This window comes from Enterococcus sp. AZ109 (assembly GCF_051714625.1).
Taxonomy (GTDB): Bacteria; Bacillota; Bacilli; order Lactobacillales; family Enterococcaceae; genus Enterococcus_A.
Genome location: NZ_JBIOSF010000001.1, coordinates 3,277,346 through 3,297,375 on the forward strand (window position 1 = coordinate 3,277,346; position 20,030 = coordinate 3,297,375).

General features: G+C 37.3%; 18 protein-coding genes. 9 read left to right on the forward strand and 9 right to left on the reverse strand.

Annotated features, from left to right (window positions below; genetic code table 11):
- The first annotated feature begins 66 nt into the window (after positions 1–66).
- On the forward strand, positions 67–1,257 hold the full coding sequence (locus tag IGI42_RS16180; protein WP_438716901.1) for an LCP family glycopolymer transferase: 1,191 nt from the start codon (positions 67–69) through the stop codon (positions 1,255–1,257).
- A gap of 127 nt (positions 1,258–1,384) precedes the next feature.
- Here IGI42_RS16180 and IGI42_RS16185 read toward each other — a convergent pair whose 3' ends face one another.
- Both IGI42_RS16185 and IGI42_RS16190 read right to left on the reverse strand, forming a co-directional pair.
- Complete coding sequence (locus IGI42_RS16185) at positions 1,385–2,113, reverse strand: ImmA/IrrE family metallo-endopeptidase (protein WP_438716902.1); 729 nt, start codon at positions 2,111–2,113, stop codon at positions 1,385–1,387.
- Positions 2,114–2,116: 3 nt separating this feature from the next.
- Positions 2,117–2,464 (reverse strand): helix-turn-helix domain-containing protein, encoded by a 348-nt coding sequence (locus IGI42_RS16190; RefSeq protein ID WP_438716903.1) that lies wholly within the window; start codon positions 2,462–2,464, stop codon positions 2,117–2,119.
- 833 nt (positions 2,465–3,297) lie between these two features.
- On the opposite strand from IGI42_RS16190, the gene IGI42_RS16195 reads away from it, so the two are divergent.
- A complete protein-coding gene (locus IGI42_RS16195) occupies positions 3,298–3,975 on the forward strand; it encodes a peptidoglycan amidohydrolase family protein (protein WP_438716904.1) in 678 nt (225 codons plus the stop codon).
- Between the two features lie 223 nt (positions 3,976–4,198).
- On the forward strand, positions 4,199–5,311 hold the full coding sequence (locus IGI42_RS16200; protein WP_438716905.1) for an NlpC/P60 family protein: 1,113 nt from the start codon (positions 4,199–4,201) through the stop codon (positions 5,309–5,311).
- A gap of 75 nt (positions 5,312–5,386) precedes the next feature.
- Here the strand turns inward: IGI42_RS16200 and IGI42_RS16205 are convergent, their stop codons facing one another.
- The 3 genes from IGI42_RS16205 to rlmD form a co-directional block, all read right to left on the reverse strand.
- On the reverse strand, positions 5,387–5,560 hold the full coding sequence (locus IGI42_RS16205) for a hypothetical protein (RefSeq protein WP_438716906.1): 174 nt from the start codon (positions 5,558–5,560) through the stop codon (positions 5,387–5,389).
- A 518-nt stretch (positions 5,561–6,078) separates the two neighbouring features.
- Complete coding sequence (locus IGI42_RS16210; RefSeq protein ID WP_438716907.1) at positions 6,079–6,243, reverse strand: hypothetical protein; 165 nt, start codon at positions 6,241–6,243, stop codon at positions 6,079–6,081.
- 128 nt (positions 6,244–6,371) lie between these two features.
- Positions 6,372–7,745, reverse strand: coding sequence for a 23S rRNA (uracil(1939)-C(5))-methyltransferase RlmD (rlmD, locus tag IGI42_RS16215; RefSeq protein ID WP_438716908.1), 1,374 nt, complete (start codon positions 7,743–7,745; stop codon positions 6,372–6,374).
- A gap of 91 nt (positions 7,746–7,836) precedes the next feature.
- Here rlmD and recX point away from each other — a divergent pair, with 91 nt between their 5' ends.
- The 3 genes from recX (at position 7,837) to ntdP (ending at position 10,411) form a co-directional block, all read left to right on the forward strand.
- A complete protein-coding gene (recX, locus tag IGI42_RS16220) occupies positions 7,837–8,637 on the forward strand; it encodes a recombination regulator RecX (RefSeq protein WP_438716909.1) in 801 nt (266 codons plus the stop codon).
- Positions 8,630–9,784, forward strand: coding sequence for an A/G-specific adenine glycosylase (gene mutY, locus IGI42_RS16225; protein ID WP_438716910.1), 1,155 nt, complete (start codon positions 8,630–8,632; stop codon positions 9,782–9,784). The genes recX and mutY overlap by 8 nt, the downstream gene beginning before the upstream one ends.
- Positions 9,785–9,877: 93 nt before the next feature.
- Positions 9,878–10,411 carry a nucleoside tri-diphosphate phosphatase gene (gene ntdP, locus IGI42_RS16230; RefSeq protein WP_438716911.1) on the forward strand — a complete coding sequence of 178 codons (534 nt, stop codon included), beginning with the start codon at positions 9,878–9,880 and terminating at the stop codon, positions 10,409–10,411.
- 33 nt (positions 10,412–10,444) lie between these two features.
- Here the strand turns inward: ntdP and IGI42_RS16235 are convergent, their stop codons facing one another.
- Positions 10,445–10,879: a GNAT family N-acetyltransferase gene (locus IGI42_RS16235; RefSeq protein ID WP_438716912.1), complete on the reverse strand. Its 435-nt coding sequence runs from the start codon at positions 10,877–10,879 to the stop codon at positions 10,445–10,447.
- A gap of 87 nt (positions 10,880–10,966) precedes the next feature.
- Here IGI42_RS16235 and IGI42_RS16240 point away from each other — a divergent pair, with 87 nt between their 5' ends.
- Positions 10,967–12,091 carry an AI-2E family transporter gene (locus IGI42_RS16240; RefSeq protein ID WP_438716913.1) on the forward strand — a complete coding sequence of 375 codons (1,125 nt, stop codon included), beginning with the start codon at positions 10,967–10,969 and terminating at the stop codon, positions 12,089–12,091.
- Between the two features lie 105 nt (positions 12,092–12,196).
- Positions 12,197–13,573: a hemolysin family protein gene (locus tag IGI42_RS16245; RefSeq protein WP_438716914.1), complete on the forward strand. Its 1,377-nt coding sequence runs from the start codon at positions 12,197–12,199 to the stop codon at positions 13,571–13,573.
- A gap of 32 nt (positions 13,574–13,605) precedes the next feature.
- Here IGI42_RS16245 and IGI42_RS16250 read toward each other — a convergent pair whose 3' ends face one another.
- Positions 13,606–15,006, reverse strand: a complete 1,401-nt coding sequence (locus IGI42_RS16250) for a L,D-transpeptidase (protein ID WP_438716915.1) — start codon at positions 15,004–15,006, stop codon at positions 13,606–13,608.
- A gap of 245 nt (positions 15,007–15,251) precedes the next feature.
- Here IGI42_RS16250 and IGI42_RS16255 point away from each other — a divergent pair, with 245 nt between their 5' ends.
- Positions 15,252–16,829 carry a peptide chain release factor 3 gene (locus tag IGI42_RS16255; protein WP_438716916.1) on the forward strand — a complete coding sequence of 526 codons (1,578 nt, stop codon included), beginning with the start codon at positions 15,252–15,254 and terminating at the stop codon, positions 16,827–16,829.
- A 210-nt stretch (positions 16,830–17,039) separates the two neighbouring features.
- Here the strand turns inward: IGI42_RS16255 and IGI42_RS16260 are convergent, their stop codons facing one another.
- Both IGI42_RS16260 and IGI42_RS16265 read right to left on the reverse strand, forming a co-directional pair.
- A complete protein-coding gene (locus tag IGI42_RS16260) occupies positions 17,040–17,354 on the reverse strand; it encodes a DUF1827 family protein (protein ID WP_438716917.1) in 315 nt (104 codons plus the stop codon).
- Positions 17,355–17,470: 116 nt separating this feature from the next.
- Entirely contained in the window at positions 17,471–19,699 is a 2,229-nt protein-coding gene (locus IGI42_RS16265; RefSeq protein WP_438716918.1) for an AAA family ATPase, read from the reverse strand.
- Between the last annotated feature and the right edge of the window lie 331 nt (positions 19,700–20,030).

The window sequence follows — 20,030 nt, forward strand, 5'->3', positions numbered from 1 at the left end:
AAAAGATTGAAAACTGCTCCTCTATGTGAGAAAATGAACTGTAAAAATCGTAAATAGAGGTGTGCCATGAGTCGTTGGAAGAAGATCGTTGTTGGAATAATAATCCTGCTAAATTGCCTTGTAGGGGGCGCAACAATTTATGCAGTACAAGTAACGAAAGATGCCAGTCAAATGGTAAGTAACATCCGTCAAACTGTTAAACGTAATAGTATTAGAGAAAATACAACTTCACCAAATATTGATAACGCTGAGCCGTTTTCTATCCTTTTGTTAGGAGTGGACACGGGAGACTTAGGGCGGGATGAACAAGGACGCTCAGATAGTATGATGGTAGTAACCGTGAATCCTCAGCAAGGAAAGTCCACGATTGTTAGTTTAGGTAGAGATACGCTAACAAAGATTGTGGGTTATGATACTAATGATAAATTAAACCATGCCTATGCTTTTGGTGGCGAAGGGATGTCGATGGATACGATTGAGAATCTGTTGGATATTCCTATTGATCATTATGTGACAATTAACATGCGTGGTCTGAAGGATTTAATTGATGCTGTAGGTGGTATCGAAGTTGATAATCAATTTGATTTTGAACTTGATGGCATCGAGCTTTCTAAAGGTAAACAAACATTGAACGGCGAAACAGGTTTGGCTTACGCACGCATGCGTTACCAAGACCCAGAAGGCGATGTCGGTCGTCAAAAGCGTCAACGTGAAGTAGTAACCAAGATTCTAAATAAAGCAATGTCCATAAATGGCGTTAGCAATTATCGGAAAATTCTAAAGGCAGTAGAGAAAAATATGAAAACTGACCTGTCATGGGATGATATGCTTGATATAGGAACAAATTACTTATCGGCTTTTAAAAATATTGATCAAAAGCAATTAGATGGTCAAAGTCAGCTTATTGACGAAGTTTATTATCAGCTTTTAGGTATGAACGAGCTACTTACGGTTCAAAATGCGTTGAAAGAACAACTAGGGTTACCGACAGCTGATACACTACCAAACTTGGCAGATCCTGATTCTTATAATCTATTTTACAATGATACTGACGGTAGTATCGTTGACAGTAGTCAATCTTCTACCGGTTACGATGAGACAGGCACGTATGACCAAGGAACTGTTTACGATTATGGAACTGGTACAACGGGACAAGAGCAATATGTTGATCCGAACCAACAACAATACGACGGCACTTATGACCAACAAGTCCCAGCTGATGATTATTTGCAGCCGGCTACAGGTTATGGGTATTAATAAAGATAGTAACAGCAAGTTTCGGTACTTTATCAATATCACCAATGAACATCGGAAGAGGTTTTAATATCTTCGGATCGTGATATGTTTTTTCTTCCCCCAGCCTAAAATGAAGGGCTGGGGCTTTTTAAAATCGAAAAAGACTACGTGTTTCAAAATGAAAGCCCTTTGATTTTTCTCTATCATCGAAATATAGCGGATCAGTAAATTCAGTAATCAGCTTGTTTTCAAACATTTCTATTTTGACCATTTCCTGCAATATACTATTAGTTTTGTAATATCCTTTTCCTTGATAATTTCTTACGACATCATCCGCTTCGTTAAATGTCATCATACAATTAATTTGAAGAAATCTTATTATACGTCGTTCAAGCAACCAATCTGGTACATTAAAATGAAACATCATTTTTTCATAATTCATGTATGGATCAGAAATTGCTGAGTATAAACTAATATCAGGAATGTAATACATCATGGCAGCTGTATTAGCTTCTATTTCGATATCTTCTGTTTTCGAGTACAAATTACTTAATCCATCCTGAAAATCCTGTGTTACATCCGAGTTGACATGCAATGTATCGTGCCCGATTTCATGAACTTTTCCTAATTTTTGAGTTATCCTACTGTGGGAACTATTTAGCATAATGCTTTTACCAGCTTCATCGCGCATATAATGACCAACAATTATTTTGGAAGAAAACTTAAAGTCAATATACGTGATATTTCTTTTAGCTATTATATATTCAAAGAACTCGTTCAATTTGTAGTTTTCGGGAGATATTTTTGTCTCCCGGATAAAAGCATAAGTATCCTTATTACACAGTCGTTGAATTTCCAAGTATCGATCAATTTCCATAAGCTACTCGCCTCGCATCATACGTTTTCTAATTTTTAAATAATCCTTCCACTCTTTTTCAAGAGTAGCTATTTCTTCTTGTGGCATTCCATGAGTTTCAGCTTTAAAAAACTGAGTCAAGTTATCGTCATTGGATGACAGTATTTCTATAGAAGGGTTATCAGTTCTTCCAAGTAAATAATCAGTTGAGGTATTAAAGAAATCTGCAACTGCTTCTAACTTTTCTGCAGAAGGCTTGTTTTTTTTCCAAGAATACAGAGAGTTGCGACTAAAACCAAGTTTTTCTTCCAGCTCAACGATTGATATTTTTTGCTTGTCCGCTAGCGTTTTGACTCGATCAAAAGCAATCATTATATGAGACCTCCCAGATTGCTCACGAAAAAAGTTAAAGATATTTATTGACTTGTATAAATATCTTTAATATACTATGTTCGTAAGCTAATTCGTTAGCAAATAGGCAAAATTAAAGAGACCTAATTCCGTTACCCAACGATAATATAGGCTTTGTAGCGCTTTTTTGCTATGTCTATATTCTATAAATATCTTTAATGAAAGTCAACAGATTTATATAGATTACCAGTGGTTTTAATTTGCGAATTTGACGAAAAAAAGTGTAAAAATACTGGAAACAATGGAACTGAGAAAGGAGATTTTAGAATTAAAGAAAAAATAGGGATTTATTATCAAACTATTACTATTCACATTAGCGTTAGCAAAGCTGAGCATTTCAAGTAGTCACAGGAATCCATGCTATTCTCAGTGCAAACACTATTTTATCCATGTTAGATCAGGGGAATTACACAAATTTGGAAAAGGAAGTCGATTACACAAAGCGGAGGAACTATTGTGTAACTTGAATAAATTGCAAGAATTGAAATAGTTATATTAAAAAATTGCAATGAAATCGTAAATAAAATAGATATGTTAATTGAACGATTGGAGAAAGTCGGTGGATAGAAGGTGAAAATTTAAAGAAGAATCTATTATTGAAATAGCACAACAGAACCGAATTATCAAACATCAGGAGCAACTTTATATGAAGAAAAAGCTATTAATGGACATGAATTTATTTGCTGTTTTTATCATTGTCGGATTAATGAATGGTCTAATCAGTGATGGTATGTATAACCGCAGATAACATCCAAGCTTTAACTTACGAACAACCGCGAAAGGAGGGATGAATCGTGGGTGATATTAACAAATTTATTAACTGGTTTAAAACCCGAGAAGGTAAGGTCACCTATTCAATGGCCAATAGATTGGGACCAAATAGCTACGACTGTAGTTCTGCTGTATTTTATGCACTGATTGAAGCAGGCTTTTTACCAGCCGGTACATGGCCTGGGAATACTGAAAGCCTATACGCTTTAGAAGGGAATTTGTTAACCCCAATTAATCGAAGCCAAGTACAAGCCGGAGATATCTTTGTTGCAGGTATCAAGGGTGGTTCCTTAGGAGCTGATGGACATACAGGTGTAGCGTTGAGCAATAATATGATTATCCACTGTAATTACGCTGGAAATGGAATTAATACAACAGGAATCAGTAACAACACAACCTATTATCCATGTCATTGGTATAGATTGAATGGTGTAACAACAACCAATTCAAGTAGCAATAACACCACTACTAAAATAGAAACCAAACCTAAAAAGAAAAGAGGAAATGTAATGTTATTATTTAGAGCGGCGAACGATCCAAAGGTGTATTTCTTAGTAGGGAATCAATATACTCATGTCAAAAACCAAGATCATTTGGATGAGATCAAAGTAATGATGGAAAAAGCAGGCTACGATACACATATTCATACTAGCTTGACTCAAATCGAGTATATCAAGAAAATTGCTAAAGAAGGGAAATAGACACAAAAATCAGTAATAACCTTTTTAGTTCTAATTTACTTACACACATAACCTTAATAATTATTTCATTTTATTTATCGTAAGTAAAATAAATGATCTTAAAACGGTTGATTATGATCTTAATCAGGTATTTTGTGATAATTTCAAATTATTTACCTTTAGATATGTTAAGGTTTAATTGTTAAGTACTTAACCAATAAATTAGTAAAAGGGGACATTTAAAATGAGAATAAAAAAGATAGTTCTTTGTCTCGTTTCAATTGCTATGCTACCTTTACTACCTCTAGTAACTTTTGCCGAAGAATCTAATGAAACCATTAATAATAATGAAGTTTCACAAACAATAGATTCTTCAATAACAGAGGAATACTATAATCAAGAACTCGAAAAAGCGCTGGACGCAGGATACACGGAAGAGCAATTCAAATATATAATGGAAATACCGAAACTTGAAGACACCGAACTTATTGAGGAACCTGAGATAGATGGGATTGTTCCATTTTCTGCAAGTCAACAACAAGCAGTTGTCCGAAAAGCACGTGAACAGCTGGGTAAGCCTTATGTGTGGGGAGCTCAAGGACCAAATTCATTTGACTGTGGAGGATTGGTCAAATATGTTTATAAACAAGCAGTAAATATGGATCTTCCAATGGGAACGTTTAATCAGGAAAGATATGGTACAGAGGTTAGTGTAAACGCTATGCAACCATCTGATTTAATGTTTTATGGTGCAAGAGGAAACACTACTCATGTTGCTATCTATATCGGGAATGGACAGGCTATCCATGCTCCGCAACCAGGAGATGTAGTGAGAGTGTTTAACGTAGCCTCATATAGACCCAATTTTGCTAGAAGACTATTATCGGGAGAGAATGATCCATCATCTTATCCTAACACTATAGGCATGCAACAAGGTGAGCAGTATGTCTGGCGGTTACGAAATGATGGACTGGGAAGACACTTCTATACGACTGATATAGGTGAAGCTAATCATATGATAAATAATGGATGGACATATGAAGGGGTTTGCTGGGTAGCACCAACAAGCGGAACTCCAGTTATTCGAATGTATAATGAAGGAGATAAACGGCATTTGTATACACCTCACGAGTCTGAAATTCAATTTCTAGTCAATAATGGATGGCGTAGAGAAGGTGTAGCGTTTTATGCCGGAGGCTCTAAACCTGTATACAGACTGTTTAATCCGAATGTTCAGGGAGGACAAAAAGGAACCTCTCATATCTTCACTATGAATCCTTCTGAAAGAGATCATTTGGTGAGTATAGGTTGGAGAAGTGAAGGTACAGCATTCAATGGTATCCGAATGTATCAATAATTTATTTATTGCTTTTTGTAATAAAAACCTAGCTCTTTGTCAATTAGTGCTGGCAGAGTAGAATAATACGAGCGGTTAAGCAGCTTTTCTGCGTACCGCTCGTTTGTCTTCTTTTTTGGTTTTATCCTTTTCAAATACTTTCTTCTGTATAAGAAATTTGTTCCATAGAGTTATAGAAATTTCTAAAACATAGGCGACTCGCTTTAGAACAAGGAGTTTTAAATAAAGGTCGCCAGTATTGCTTTTCATAAATTGATTTCCAAGCATTCTTTTGAAGTAAATTCCCATAAATCTTTAAATATTTGTATTGATAATACTCATTTTGAAGTTTTTATCACTTGGATTCTTTGTTGTAGAAAAGTAGGACCGATGATATGTTGGCTAACGTGAAAACGATCGATGACAATTTGTGAAACTCTTAAACTAAGGATCGAAAGAGCCGTTGCGACTAAACGAATCGCTTCTCATGTTTTATTTGGAGATTGGTTAAAATAATTTCGTAAATTTGTTAATTATCGATTGCCTACAATATTTAACAATTGATGAATTTTGCCATACATCATGACAAAACTAATAACTCCTGCTACTTGTCTTAGAGTGACTTTAATTTGTCAAAACACCATACTTCAAAATGTGAGTATCCGCTATGGTAGTGCCTTGTTTATCTCAAAGTTCCGTAATGTACGTATAAATGTGATAGGCAATACACGTTCTAAATGGGTGATAAAGGGATAAAAGGCATCGATATTGGGTTTGAGAATTGTTTATTAGACTAGTGGAGCAGCAAAATAATAGCGATCATCGATCGTATCTTCAACTAAAAAAGTTCGATTACATAGTTTTAATGAATTATCATTAAGAGGTACATCAGAAAAAATAAGACTCACGTCTGGAATAAAAATTATTTCTTTGGTAGATTTTGAATTGGACATCTTGAAGCCCTCCTTTTGATTGGTTTACGTCGACTTTTCCTAAAGGATTTCAAGGTGTCCTTTTTATCTTTTCACAAAAAAAGTGTTAGCGACAATTTCTGTCACCAACACTAGGTATTATAGAGCCGCTATTTTTTCGTCATCTTTACAACCACTTCACAACGAGCGGTCTGGGGAAACATATCGACTGATTGTAAATATTCCACGTTATATATTTTTGACAACGGCTTAAGATCCCGTGCCAAAGTTGAAACATTACAAGATATATAGATAAGCTGCTCACTTGGCTGCTTGACGATAGCTGTTAGTAGTTTCTCGTCCAAGCCTGTTCTCGGTGGGTCAACAACAATAGCATCTGGTTTAAAGCCTTCCGCTAGCCATTTTGGCAGCAATTCTTCTGCCGAACCTACCTCATAATGGGTATTAGTCAAGCCCATCTTCGCCGCATTTTTCTTCGCATCATCAATCGCTTGGGGAATAATATCCATCCCTCGAACTTCCTTTGCTTGTTTAGCTAAAGATAAACCGATTGTTCCTACTCCACAGTAAGCATCTACGACGGTTTTGTCTTTTTTTAAAGCCAATGCCTTCAACGCTTCGTGGTATAAAACTTTCGTTTGTTTTGGATTCAGCTGAAAAAAGGCACGTGCCGAGAGTTCAAAGGAAACTTCATTGATTTTTTCATCAATGGTTTCTTTCCCCCATAAATGGATGGTTTCATCTCCCATAATTACCGATGTCTTTTTGTCTTGAATATTTTGCATGATAGAAACCACTTCAGGGCAACGTTGGTTCATTTCTCGAATAAAAGCATTTACTTGAGGGATTTTTTTCGTTCTAGAAATAAGAACGAGTTGCACTTCGCCCGTTTCAATTCCTACACGAACCATAAGTGTACGCAAGATGCCTGAATTTTTCCGTTCATCATAAATAGGTATTGAATATTTCGTCAATAACTGGGTGGCGGTATTCATCACTTTCTGGGTAGCGGGTTCTTGGACAAGACAATCAGTAATCGGTACTAGCTGATGAGAGTCGATTTGATAAAGTCCAGCTTCTACCTTTTTACTTTTGTGATTTTCTCGTAATTGAAATTGAGCTTTGTTTCGATAATGCCAAGGTTCGGCCATACCTAGCGTTTTGCGTAATTGATACTGTTGATAGCCTTCGGGACGATATTTTTCCAGTGCTTGTTTTAGTAGGTCTTTTTTGAAGACGAGCTGTTGCTCATAAGCCAGGTGTTGCAATTGACAGCCCCCACACACATCATAAACCGGACAAGGTGGAATTACCCGATCAGGACTCGCTTCTTTGATTTGAATTAGTTGAGCTTCCGCATAACGTGGCGTAGATTTAGTGATCTTTACAACAACCGTTTCTTTGGGCAGGGCACCTTTGACAAAGACAATTAAACGTTTGTAATAAGCAATTCCTTCACCATTAATCCCAAGCCGTTTGATCTTTAAAGTTAGAGATTGGTTAAGTTTTAATTGAACAGGCATAATCTGCTCCTTTCTGGCTACATTTTAGCATATATTTACCAAAGGTGCTGTTTTCTATGATAGAATTAATGTTCGCAAAGGAGGTCTATCAATGATTACCATTAGTAAAGTAAACAAAGGCCGCAATGCTTTTTATAATGTGGAATTGTCTAACGGAGAAGTACTGCGTGTTTCTGAAGATACATTAATTAGTTACCGATTATTAAAAGATCGGGAAATTACTGAAAAAGAAATTGATGAAATCAAAAATGCCAGTAATGAAGACATGGGGTTTCAATTGGCTTTGAACTATTTAAATTACCAGTTGCGAACTGAAAAAGAGATTCACAGCTATTTAAAGGAAAAAGAAATCGGCTCGAAGGATCGTTACAAGATCATAGAGCGGCTGAAAGAGTTAGACTTATTAGATGATGTTGCCTATGGAGAAAGTTTCGTACGTACGCAGATGCGGCTAAGTGACAAGGGACCGCGTGTCATCAAACAGAAACTGAAGGAAAAGGGCTTAAGCGATCAGGATATCGAAGCAAGTCTGGCCCTGTATGAAGAAGATGATCAATACAATGTTGCCCTGCAAACAGCGGAAAAAGCAATGCGAAAATATCATGACAAGAGTGTGCGGGAAATTCAGCAGAAATTGAATCAAACCATGATGAGCAAAGGGTTCTCCACTGACATCATTAAACGTGTTATTGCAGAAATAGATTTCGATGAAATTCAAGAACAAGAAGATGACGCCTTAGAAATACAAGGGGATCGTTTATGGCGTTCAAATCAGCGTTTCGCCAAAGCAAAGCGTAAACAAAAAGTGAAGCAGAGCTTGTATCAAAAAGGCTTTAGCCTGGATGCAATCGATGCTTTTATTGCTAAAAAAGAGGAAGAAGACGATGAATAATAAACCTTGGGAAGCCTGGTCATCAGCTGAGGTTCAACAATTCCAAGAAGAATTTTTAACATGGTACCAAAAAGAAAAACGAAACTTACCTTGGCGTTATAACCAAGATCCTTATCGAGTATGGATTTCAGAAATCATGCTGCAGCAAACCCGAGTAGACACAGTCATCGATTATTACTATCGATTTATGGACGCTTTTCCGACAATTGCTGATTTGGCCGCTTCACCAGAGGAAAAATTGCTAAAAATCTGGGAAGGCTTAGGTTATTACTCTCGTGCAAGAAATCTGCAGACGGCAGCCCAACAAATTTTAGCGGAATTTAATGGTCGAATGCCTGCTACTATCGAAAAGATCCGCTCTCTCAAGGGGATTGGTCCCTATACTGCCGGAGCGATTGGCAGCATTTCTTTCAAGTTGCCTGAACCAGCAATCGATGGCAATGTGATGCGAGTAGTCAGCCGCCTGTTTTGTATCGAAGCTGATATTGCCAAAGCTAGCAGTCGAAAAGTCTTTGATGAAGCGATGCGCACAATCATCAGTCACGAAGAACCAGGTGATTTTAACCAGGCTATGATGGATTTAGGCTCTTCAATTTGTACGCCTACTTCTCCAAATTGTGCAGAATGTCCGATTCAGTCATTTTGCCTTGCTTACAAGCAGCAACGCCAAACCGACTTTCCAATAAAAAGCAAAAAAATGAAACCAAAGGATATTTATTATGTTGCTGGAATAATTGAAAATCAGCAGCAGGAATTTTTCTTGCAGCAGCGTCCAGATTCTGGTTTGCTAGCAAGCATGTGGTTGTTTCCCTTAGAAGAGGTTTCACAAGCACGCTTTGAAGAACTGAAAAGCTCCTATACAGAGGATTTAAATCTATTTTCTAATGAGCTAGTGGCGGAAGATAGCCCTTTGATCTTTCAAGAATATCCGATTGTGTGGCAGAAAAAAATTATTGGTGAAGTGACGCATGTATTTAGTCACCTGAAGTGGCATATTTTAGTGTTTTACGGTCGGACGAACGAAACCTTGAAAAGTAGCGGTTCATGGGTGAAAAAAGAGGATTTCTCTAACTTTGTTTTCCCAAAACCACAACAGAAAATGTTAGCGGTATGGGAAAATAATCAAACGTCTGACAATCATTGGTAGGCAAGCGCCTGTTTTATTGCTATAATAATTCTGATGTCGGTGTGATAACACCCAAACAAATGCGAAAAAATTTTCGCTGAGGGAAGGGTAGCAATGGGAGTTCCTAAAGAAGGAGAGTTTATAACGATCAAAAGTTATAAACACGACGGCAGCTTGCATCGAACGTGGCGAGATACCATGGTATTAAAAACAAGCGAGTGTTCAATTATCGGCCTAAACGACCACACGTTGGTTACTGAATCAGATGGGCGCAGATGGGTTACTCGTGAACCAGCAATCGTTTATTTTCACACGAAGTACTGGTTCAATGTAATAGCAATGATTAGAGAGAAAGGAGTTTCCTACTATTGTAATCTAGCATCACCTTATGTTTTGGATGATGAAGCTTTGAAGTATATTGACTACGATTTAGATGTAAAAGTCTTTCCTGATGGAGAGAAGCGTCTTTTAGATGTTGACGAATACGAAGCCCACAGCAAACAAATGCATTACTCCAAGGAAATTGATTTTATTTTGAAAGAAAATGTCAAGATTCTCGTTGATTGGATTAACAATGGCAAAGGTCCTTTTTCTCAAGGCTATATTGATATTTGGTATGATCGCTACAAGCAATTGTCGCGGAAATAAGAAAAAACTGCTGATTGAAAGGTCAGCAGTTTTTTATAGCTCTTTTTTCATATGAATGTGCTCGATCTGTGCGTCTTCGAAGACTTCGCCATAAGCTGTATAGCCCTGATTTTCATAAAATGGTTGAGCGGTTAATTGCGCATCCAGCCGAACCTCTTGAAATCCTTGCTGCTTAGCGAATCGTTCAGCTTCTTTAATCACAGCTTCACCGAGATGTTGGCCTCGATACTCTTCTAGCACGGCCATTCGTTGCAATTTTAATTCCTGTGAATTTAGTGGTAACAAACGAACGGTTGCAGCAGCTTTGTGCTCGTCTAGGTATAAGACAAAGTGAACAGAATAGGCTTCATTTTTATCAATTTCCCTGGCTAAAGGAACGCCTTGTTCTTTAATGAACACTTGGTTACGAATTTTAACGGCATCCAGATAAATGTCGCTCATCGTGTCCTTAGTAATTAAGATTTTCATTTTTTTCACCTTCCTAGTTCAAAAAAACAGTCTCATTTGACTTACTGTTGTATACTATATAACAAATTAGATAAAAGAGGTATTGAAATGTTTGAAAAACTCAAGAATTCAAAATTGATGTTCTGGTCTTTAGAGCTATTGATTTTGGCAACCTTGATCTGGGTTTCGTCAAGAATTGACTTTGTCTTTCAACCGATTGGCACATTCTTTACGACATTGTTTGCCCCAGTTTTGATTGCCGGTTTTCTTTATTATTTACTCAACCCGTTAGTACGCTTGCTGACGCGCTTAGGGATGAAACGCATTGTGGCGATAGCCCTTATTTTCCTGTTACTCATTATAATGATTGTGTTAATGGTCATGAGTATAATACCCAATTTAGTTCAGCAAATTGCTTCGTTGGCGGCAAATGTTCCTACCTTTATTGTCGAGATTCAAGATTGGTTGACTGAAATTAGCGGCCAAGCCAGTCATTTTCCATTATTTCAACAGTTGGATGTGGATCAATACATCAACAATCTGGATGTTTCTGCTGGGACGATTTTACAGCAGTTTTTAAGCGGTGTTACGACTAGCTTAAGTTCGCTAATTGGTACGTTGGCTACCACAGCAATCTTGTTAGTGACAGTTCCTTTCATTTTGTTTTATATGTTAAAAGACGGAGATAAATTAGTTCCTAACATCGAACGGGTTTTTCCGGTGAAACAGCAAGCCAACATCAAAGATTTGTTGGGACAGATGAATAAAACGCTGTCTGATTACATTAGTGGACAAGCAATCGAATGTCTTTTCGTTGGAACTTTCACTTTTCTAGGTTATTTGTTGATCGGCGTTGACTATGCCTTCTTATTTGGAGTGATTGCTGGCTTAACTAACTTGATTCCTTATTTAGGACCCTATCTTGGATTAGCTCCGGCTTTAATTTACAGCTTCTTTGACAGCCCAGTGAAGGCACTACTTTGTATTGTGATTGTAGTAATTGTGCAGCAGATCGATGGTAATGTCATTTATCCAAATGTTATTGGTAAGTCTTTAAACATTCATCCACTTACGATTATCCTGATTTTGTTAGTTGCTGGAAATTTAGCGGGTGTTTTAGGTGTTTTCTTAGGGGTACCAGTTTATGCGATCGTTCGGACTTTGGTAGTTTTTATTGTAAAAATTGTCCAAGAAAGCAAAAAAGAAGAACGGGAACAGGAGTTTCTCAGTTAAGTGAGAACAAATATTGCATAAAAACATCGGTTATGATACGATTTTAATGTGGCTAAGAGCCACTTTTTTTACAGTTTATGAAAATGATAAGGAGCGAATGCAATTATGAATGCTGACCCCGATAGTCAGTCGTTAGTCTTCCAACTATTATTGTTAGTTGTGTTGACTTTGATCAACGGATTTCTTGCTGCGGCAGAAATTGCGGTTGTATCAGTTAATAAAAATCGTGTAGAACAAAAAGCTGAAGAGGGAAATCTTAAATCCCAAAAACTACTGGAGATTATTAGAGAGCCGAACAACTTTTTATCCACAATACAAGTTGGGATTACTTTAGTAAATATCTTGTCAGGGGCTTCCTTGGCGGATAGTCTCGCTGCTCGCTTAGCGCCCGTTTTAGGTGGGACTGCAGCAGCTAGGACAATCGCAAATGTATTGATCATGCTTTTATTGACTTATGTTTCAATTGTATTTGGTGAATTATATCCTAAGCGAATCGCAATGACCCACACTGAAAAGGTTGCGCAGGTTACTTCAAGTGTCGTCCGAAAATTAGGAATCATTGCTAAGCCCTTTGTTTGGTTGTTGACAGCTTCAACCAACTTGCTGGCAAAATTAACACCAATGAAGTTTGACGATGAAGATACAAAAATGACTCGTGATGAAATGCGTTATATGCTGGAAACAGAAGGAGTACTGGATACTGAAGAAATTGAAATGCTGCAAGGTGTTTTTTCTTTAGACACGAAGGTCGCTCGTGAAGTAATGGTTCCGCGGACGGACTCATTTATGATCGATATAAATGATCCTGTAACGGAAATCGTCGACGAAATCTTAAGCGAAAGCTATTCACGAATTCCTGTGTACGATGAAGACAAGGACAAGATTATAGGGATTGTTCATACGAAAAACTTGTTAAAGGCAGCAAGAGAATGTGGCTTTGAAAATATTGATCTGCATCAAATTATCCAAGAACCTCTTTTTGTTCCTGAAACGATCTTTATCGATGATTTATTGTATGAATTGAAAAAAACGCAGAACCAAATGTCTATTCTATTGGATGAATATGGTGGAATGGTTGGTTTAGTAACCTTAGAAGATCTGTTAGAAGAAATTGTCGGCGAAATCGACGATGAATCGGATGAAATTGAGAAGCTTTACGAAAAAGTTTCAGACACAGAGTTTCTGATCAATGGAAAAATGTTGATCGATGAATTCAATGAAGAATTTGATACCAGTCTTCATATGAGTGACGTTGATACCATGGCAGGCTATCTAATTACAGCATTGGGTACAATTCCAGATGCAGGTGAGAAGCTTTCCTTTGATGTAGATAACGTAACTTTAATTTCTGAGGAAATGGAAGGTTCACGGGTATTAACCGTTCGAGCCATTTTCCATCCAGAAGAAGATGAAAATGTGGAGCCTGAAGAAGAGCGTCGCTTATTCACGAAAGATTTCGACGATGACGAACCACGAAGGTAAAAAAAGGACTAGTTTACTCGAGCTTGAGTAGACTAGTTCTTTTTAATTTCTTCACCATAATCAACTGGTTTATCATATTCTCCAGGAGCGTCATCATAAACATGTCCGTACACAAAGACCGGCATACCAATATAGCTGTAGTCGTAGATTTCTGCGACTTTATCTAGGGGCGTATTAATGCAACCGTAACTTCCTAAACTCGTTTTAAAGGCTTGATCATTCCCGAAAGACTCTCTTTTATGCTCAGTATCGTGAATGCCAATCTCAGTAATCGTTTGACCATAGCTTAAAAAAGGCATCCAGTAATTAACAGGCACACGGTAAGTTCCATCTCCATTAACTATCTCACCGCTCAAAAAAGTATCCTTTTGTTTATCCATAATCGTATGAAATCCTGGTACAGTTGCTGTTCCCTTAGTAAATTGACCAGTAATGATATCGGTAGCAACGACTTTTTTACCTTTTTGAAAACAGTACATTTTCTGGTTATCCAAATCTACTTCAATATAATTCTGCTTCACATGCAACGGCTGCTTAACAGGATCTCCTTCAAGAGGGAGCTTGATAGTTTCGTCTTTATTATTAGGAAGCTGTTTAGCCAGTAAATTGGTAGCCTTCTCTGTATTAATATACCAGCCGTAATTACCCACGTTTTTAAAACGTAAATGTGAGCCATGAACGTTTGTAAAATCAACTGGACGATCAATTGTCGAATATTCTCGATTCAGATTTTGAACCACAGAAGCAATCATTCCAGAATCGAACTTGCCAACTTCATTCACAGAAGCAAAAAACATCTCTTTTGAAAAATGAACCTTTCGTTTTGAAATCAATAAAGTTTTATCCGTCTTTACCAGCTGATTCAACTCCTTAATTGTTTTATCAAGATCGTTGGAGGTAACTTCTGGTAGAAGATAAAAGTCACTTAATTGATAGGTTTCTTTTAGCTGACCTTCTGCTAAATCATCACACAACTTTTTAGCGAGCTGCTCTCGGTTTATCGCTGTGCCCTTTTTTTCAGGTTCAAGAATAAATTTTTGTTTGCTGTGGGTAACAACAGCATTTTGACTAGCTGTTTCGGTCCCAAAATCGCTAGCGTCTATTTTTGCTTGCACTTGTGCTTTGATAGTGTCGGTTAAAGGAAGCTGAAAAGATGAGCGATGCAAGTTCGTCTTAAGAATATTTTCAGACAATAGGTACGGATCCTCAAATGTTAATGTAACAGAAGTGTCCTCTCGTACCAGTTGTGTTGTAAGGGTATCATATTTGTTGGACAATTCTTTTTGAGCTTGTGAAATCATCATACCGCCAACTGAAAAATCATTCACCTTTGCCCAAGGTAGAAAATGACTTTTAAAATAAAGAACAAGCGAGAGGGTACTAACCAACACTAGTATAAAAACGGTCGTAACAATTTTTCTAGATAGACGCATAAACTTCTCCTAACTGATATAATTCAAAAAAAGATACAAAAAAGAAATATTAGTAATCTCATTGTAACATTAGAATCATTTTTGTAAATAGCACTTTTGAAAAAGAGTATAAGAAAGTTTTCTGTGGATGCTTCCATCTGCTTAATAGGTATGAAGTTTATCTGTAAAATTCGTTTAGAACTTCCCTATTTTAGACCATCCATGCTATACTAATTGGGTTGAAATTTGTTAAAGGGAGCAAACTAATGAACAATCCAAAATTAAAAGAACAAGTCGACAGTCGTCGAACTTTTGCTATTATTTCCCATCCGGATGCTGGGAAAACAACAATTACTGAACAGCTTTTATTGTTCGGCGGAGCTATACGTCAAGCCGGAACAGTAAAAGGGAAAAAGACCGGAAACTTTGCAAAATCTGACTGGATGGATATAGAAAAGCAACGGGGGATTTCGGTTACAAGCTCCGTTATGCAGTTTGATTATGAAGGAAAACGGGTAAATATTTTAGATACACCTGGGCATGAAGATTTCTCTGAAGATACTTATCGAACGTTGATGGCTGTAGATAGTGCGGTAATGGTGATAGACAGCGCTAAAGGGATTGAAGCTCAGACAAAGAAATTGTTCCAAGTTGTAAAACGACGAGGAATTCCAATTTTTACTTTCATAAACAAACTGGATCGTGATGGTCGCGAACCACTGGATTTATTAGAAGAATTGGAAGAATTACTAAATATTGAATCCTATCCAATGAATTGGCCAATAGGTATGGGGAAAGGTCTAGAAGGGCTTTATGATATTCACAATAAACGGATTGAACTTTACCGTCCCGAACAATATGATGGAGAACGTTATATTCCATTGACAGATGGAGAGATTGCTGGCGATCATCCCTTGAAAGAACAATCGATTTATGAAGATGTTTTAGGTGAAGTTGAATTGGTACAAGAAGCTGGGGATGCTTTTGACTTAGAAAAAATTTCAAAAGGTGAACAAACACCTGTGTTCTTCGGATCAGCGTTAACAAATTTTGGAGTGAAAACCTTTTTAGAAACTTTTGTTCATTTGGCACCTAAGCCGTATGCGCATAAAACAGAAGAGGGCCAAGAAGTCTCGCCTTATGAAGAAGAATTCTCAGGTTTTGTCTTTAAAATTCAAGCCAATATGAATCCTAATCATCGAGACAGAATTGCTTTTGTCAGAGTTTGTTCAGGAACCTTTGAACGGGGAATGGACGTTACGTTAAATCGTACCGATAAAAAGATGAAGCTAAGCAACGTCACTCAGTTCATGGCTGATGCACGTGAGAACATCGAAGAAGCGGTAGCAGGAGACATTATTGGGGTTTATGATACGGGAAATTACCAAATCGGTGATACGTTATACGAAGGGAAAATGAAAGTTTCCTATGAAGAGCTTCCCTCATTTACACCAGAATTATTCATGAAAGTAACTGCTAAAAATGTTATGAAGCAAAAGTCTTTCCATAAAGGGATTAACCAACTGGTTCAAGAAGGTGCGATTCAATTGTATAAAACCTACCTCACTGAAGATTATATTATCGGTGCTGTAGGGCAGCTTCAGTTTGAAGTCTTCCAATACCGTATGCAAAATGAATACAATGCAGAAGTAGTTATGACGCCAATGGGGAATAAGATTGCTCGTTGGATCAAACCAGAAGATTTGGACGAACGGATGAGCTCAAGTCGAAATATTCTAGCAAAGGATCGTTTCGATCAACCCTTGTTTTTATTTGAGAATCAGTTTGCTATGCGATGGTTTTCAGATAAATATCCAGATGTAGAATTGAAGAGTTTAATGTAGGTGCATTATGGTTTTGGTTTTGTTCGTGGTCTCCAGACAGAAAGGAAACATTTATGACAATTTATACTGGAGCTGGTGTACCAGTAAGTCAGTTTATTGTCGTATTCGGCTTGATTTGTATAACAAAGCTATCCATTTTTAAAAAGTTTAGGAAAAAAGAAATACACTAAAATAGAAAAAACGAACCAGCGAAATAGTGAGTAGTCTTCACTATTTCGTTAGTTCGGCTTCTTTTTTTGCAATAGAAATTTCAATAAGTCCTGGTGATTCAATTGTAGTCACGTTCTCAAAATCATAGCTATCATCACTTAATTTTCGTCTAAAGTATTTATGTATAAAGTCAATCTCTTTTTGTTGTATGTTTCGTTTATCATTTTTAATGACGATTTCAGCATGTTTGTAAGCATCGGTAAAGATTACTGTCGTATTGCCGATCGTGTAAACTTTTATCATATTTGCATCCGTATTTTCAAGTTGACTGAAAACCAGACGCGAATGACTGTTAGTAACGTTTACTAGTTTCATGGTCATGCTCCTTCCCTTAAGATTACATTTCTATGATAATTATATAAAAAAATTCCCAAAAAATGAAGGGTAAAGCTCAAAAAAGCTGAGATAGATTTCTATCTCAGCTTTTTTGCTTACTCTTTGCTGTCTTCTTTCACTAAACGCTCAGGTTTAGAAGTGATGACAATTGTATCGTCCTTATCCAGTTTTGCTTTTAAATCATGGATGGTTGGATGATCCAAATAAAATTCAGCAATGCCGTCTTCAATAGTTTCTTGTATTGTACGGCGGAGTGGGCGAGCCCCCATCGATGGGTCGTAGCCAAGATCAACTAATTTTTCTTTTACATTTACTGGAACATCAATGTGAAGTTTTTGGTCAGCTAGCATGTTGTTAACATCATCGATCATTAAGGACACGATTTCCATCAAACCTTCTTTAGTTAATGGACTAAACTCGATAATCCCATCAAAACGATTCAAGAATTCTGGTGCAAAGAAATCCTTCAATTGACCCAATACTGAGCGAGTAGTTCCTTCGCGAGCGGCACCAAAACCTACATTGGCCTCGATTTTACCAGTCCCGGCATTGCTTGTCATAATAATCAAAGTATCTTTAAAGCTGACTGTACGTCCTTGCGCATCAGTCAAGCGACCATCGTCAAGAATCTGTAAGAACATATGCAATACATCTGGATGAGCTTTTTCAATTTCATCCAATAGAATTAAGCTATATGGATTACGGCGAACACGCTCAGTTAATTGACCGGCTTCTTCATAGCCAACGTAGCCTGGAGGAGAACCAATTAATTTAGAGACACTGTGTTTTTCCATATACTCAGACATGTCAAAACGGATCATCGAATCTTCGGAACCAAACATTTCAAAAGCTAGTTGTTTTGCTAATTCTGTTTTACCGACACCGGTTGGTCCAACGAATAAGAAGGAACCGATTGGCCGATTTTTCTTATTCAAACCAACACGATTACGACGAATGGCTTTAGAAACCTTATCTACCGCTTCATCTTGACCGATAACATGTTTTTTCAAGTCGTCAGCTAGATTTTTCAGTTGCGTTTGTTCTTTTTCTTTCAACTCACCAACTGGAATACCCGTACTGTTTTCAACGATGACTTCCATATCTTTTTCAGTAATGACAGGAGTCTCTTCATCGGTGATCTGACGTTCCTTCATTCGTTGCAGTTTATTGATTTGATCACGATAATAGGCAGCTTTTTCGAAATCTTCTTCTTGAGAAGCTATTTTCTTCTGTTCTTCTGCTTCCGCTAATTTTTTATCAATAACCTTTGGATCAACAATTTGAATCGTTAAATTCTTTTTAGAGCCAGATTCATCCAGCAAATCGATCGCTTTATCTGGCAAGAAACGATCTTGAACATAACGATTTGAAAGCTCAGCTGCCGCTTTAATCGCTTCATCAGTATATTTTACATGATGATAGTCCTCGTAACGTGGTTGTAACCCTTTCAAGATCTCAATTGTTTCCTCAACACTAGGTTCATCGACACGTACAGGCTGCATACGTCGTTCCAACGCAGCATCTTTTTCAATGATGCGGTACTCGTTTAAAGTAGTTGCGCCTACCATCTGCATTTCGCCACGAGCTAGTGCAGGTTTTAAAATATTTCCAGCATCCATATTGCCGTCTCCAGCAGAACCCGCACCAACAATCTCATGTACTTCATCAATGAATAAGATGATGTTTTCTGCTTGGCGAATTTCTTCGATTAGTTTTTGCATCCGTTCCTCAAATTGACCACGAATACCTGTGCCTTGAACAAGGGAAGCTACATCTAAACGGATAACTTCTTTGTCCATTAGTTTTTGCGGAACATCGCCGTTGACGATTTTTTGTGCCAATCCCTCAACTACTGCAGTTTTACCTACACCAGGTTCGCCGATAAGCACAGGATTATTTTTTGTCCGACGATTTAAAATTTCAATGACACGCTGGATTTCTTCATCACGACCTACAACAGGATCAATATTTCCATCACGTGCTAATTTTGTAACATTAATTCCGAACTCATCAAGGAGTCCACCGCCACCGTTTCCACGAGGGGGTTGTTGGCCGTTAAAACCATTTCCACCACCAAATTGTGTAGGAGGAGTTTGGTCCATCGCACCTTGTTGCTGCATTTGTTGGGACATGGATCTAAATAAGTCATCTAGGCTTCCAAATCCAAATGGATCGTTTGCTGCCATTTGAGGAGCACCTCCAGTTGCTTGATTTTTTAGTTTTTGATAACAACTTTGACAATAATCTAACTGTTTTCGTTGTCCGTTAACATTCGCATACAAATGAATTGTTGCTTCATTTTTGTGGCAATTTTGGCAAAGCATTTTATTCACCCTTTCACCTTTTCTCTATTGTACATCTAGGAGGGGATTCTCGTAAAAAGATACGCTGGTCAAAACTTTGACTTTCTTTGACCTTAATTAATATTATACAAACATTTTTAAGAAAATCAAGAGTTAGGCTCGAAAAAATTAGCACTCGACAAACACGAGTGCTAACCATATGGATTTCTCATGAAAAAATTCTCCTATCGGAAATAGCGTTATGAAAAAAATGGTGAAAACTGAAAAATACAATGATTGTTCCATGTAAAATCGGTATTTTAAGAAAGGGTATACATTTTAATGAAATAAATCGACTAAAATTGTTGTATCG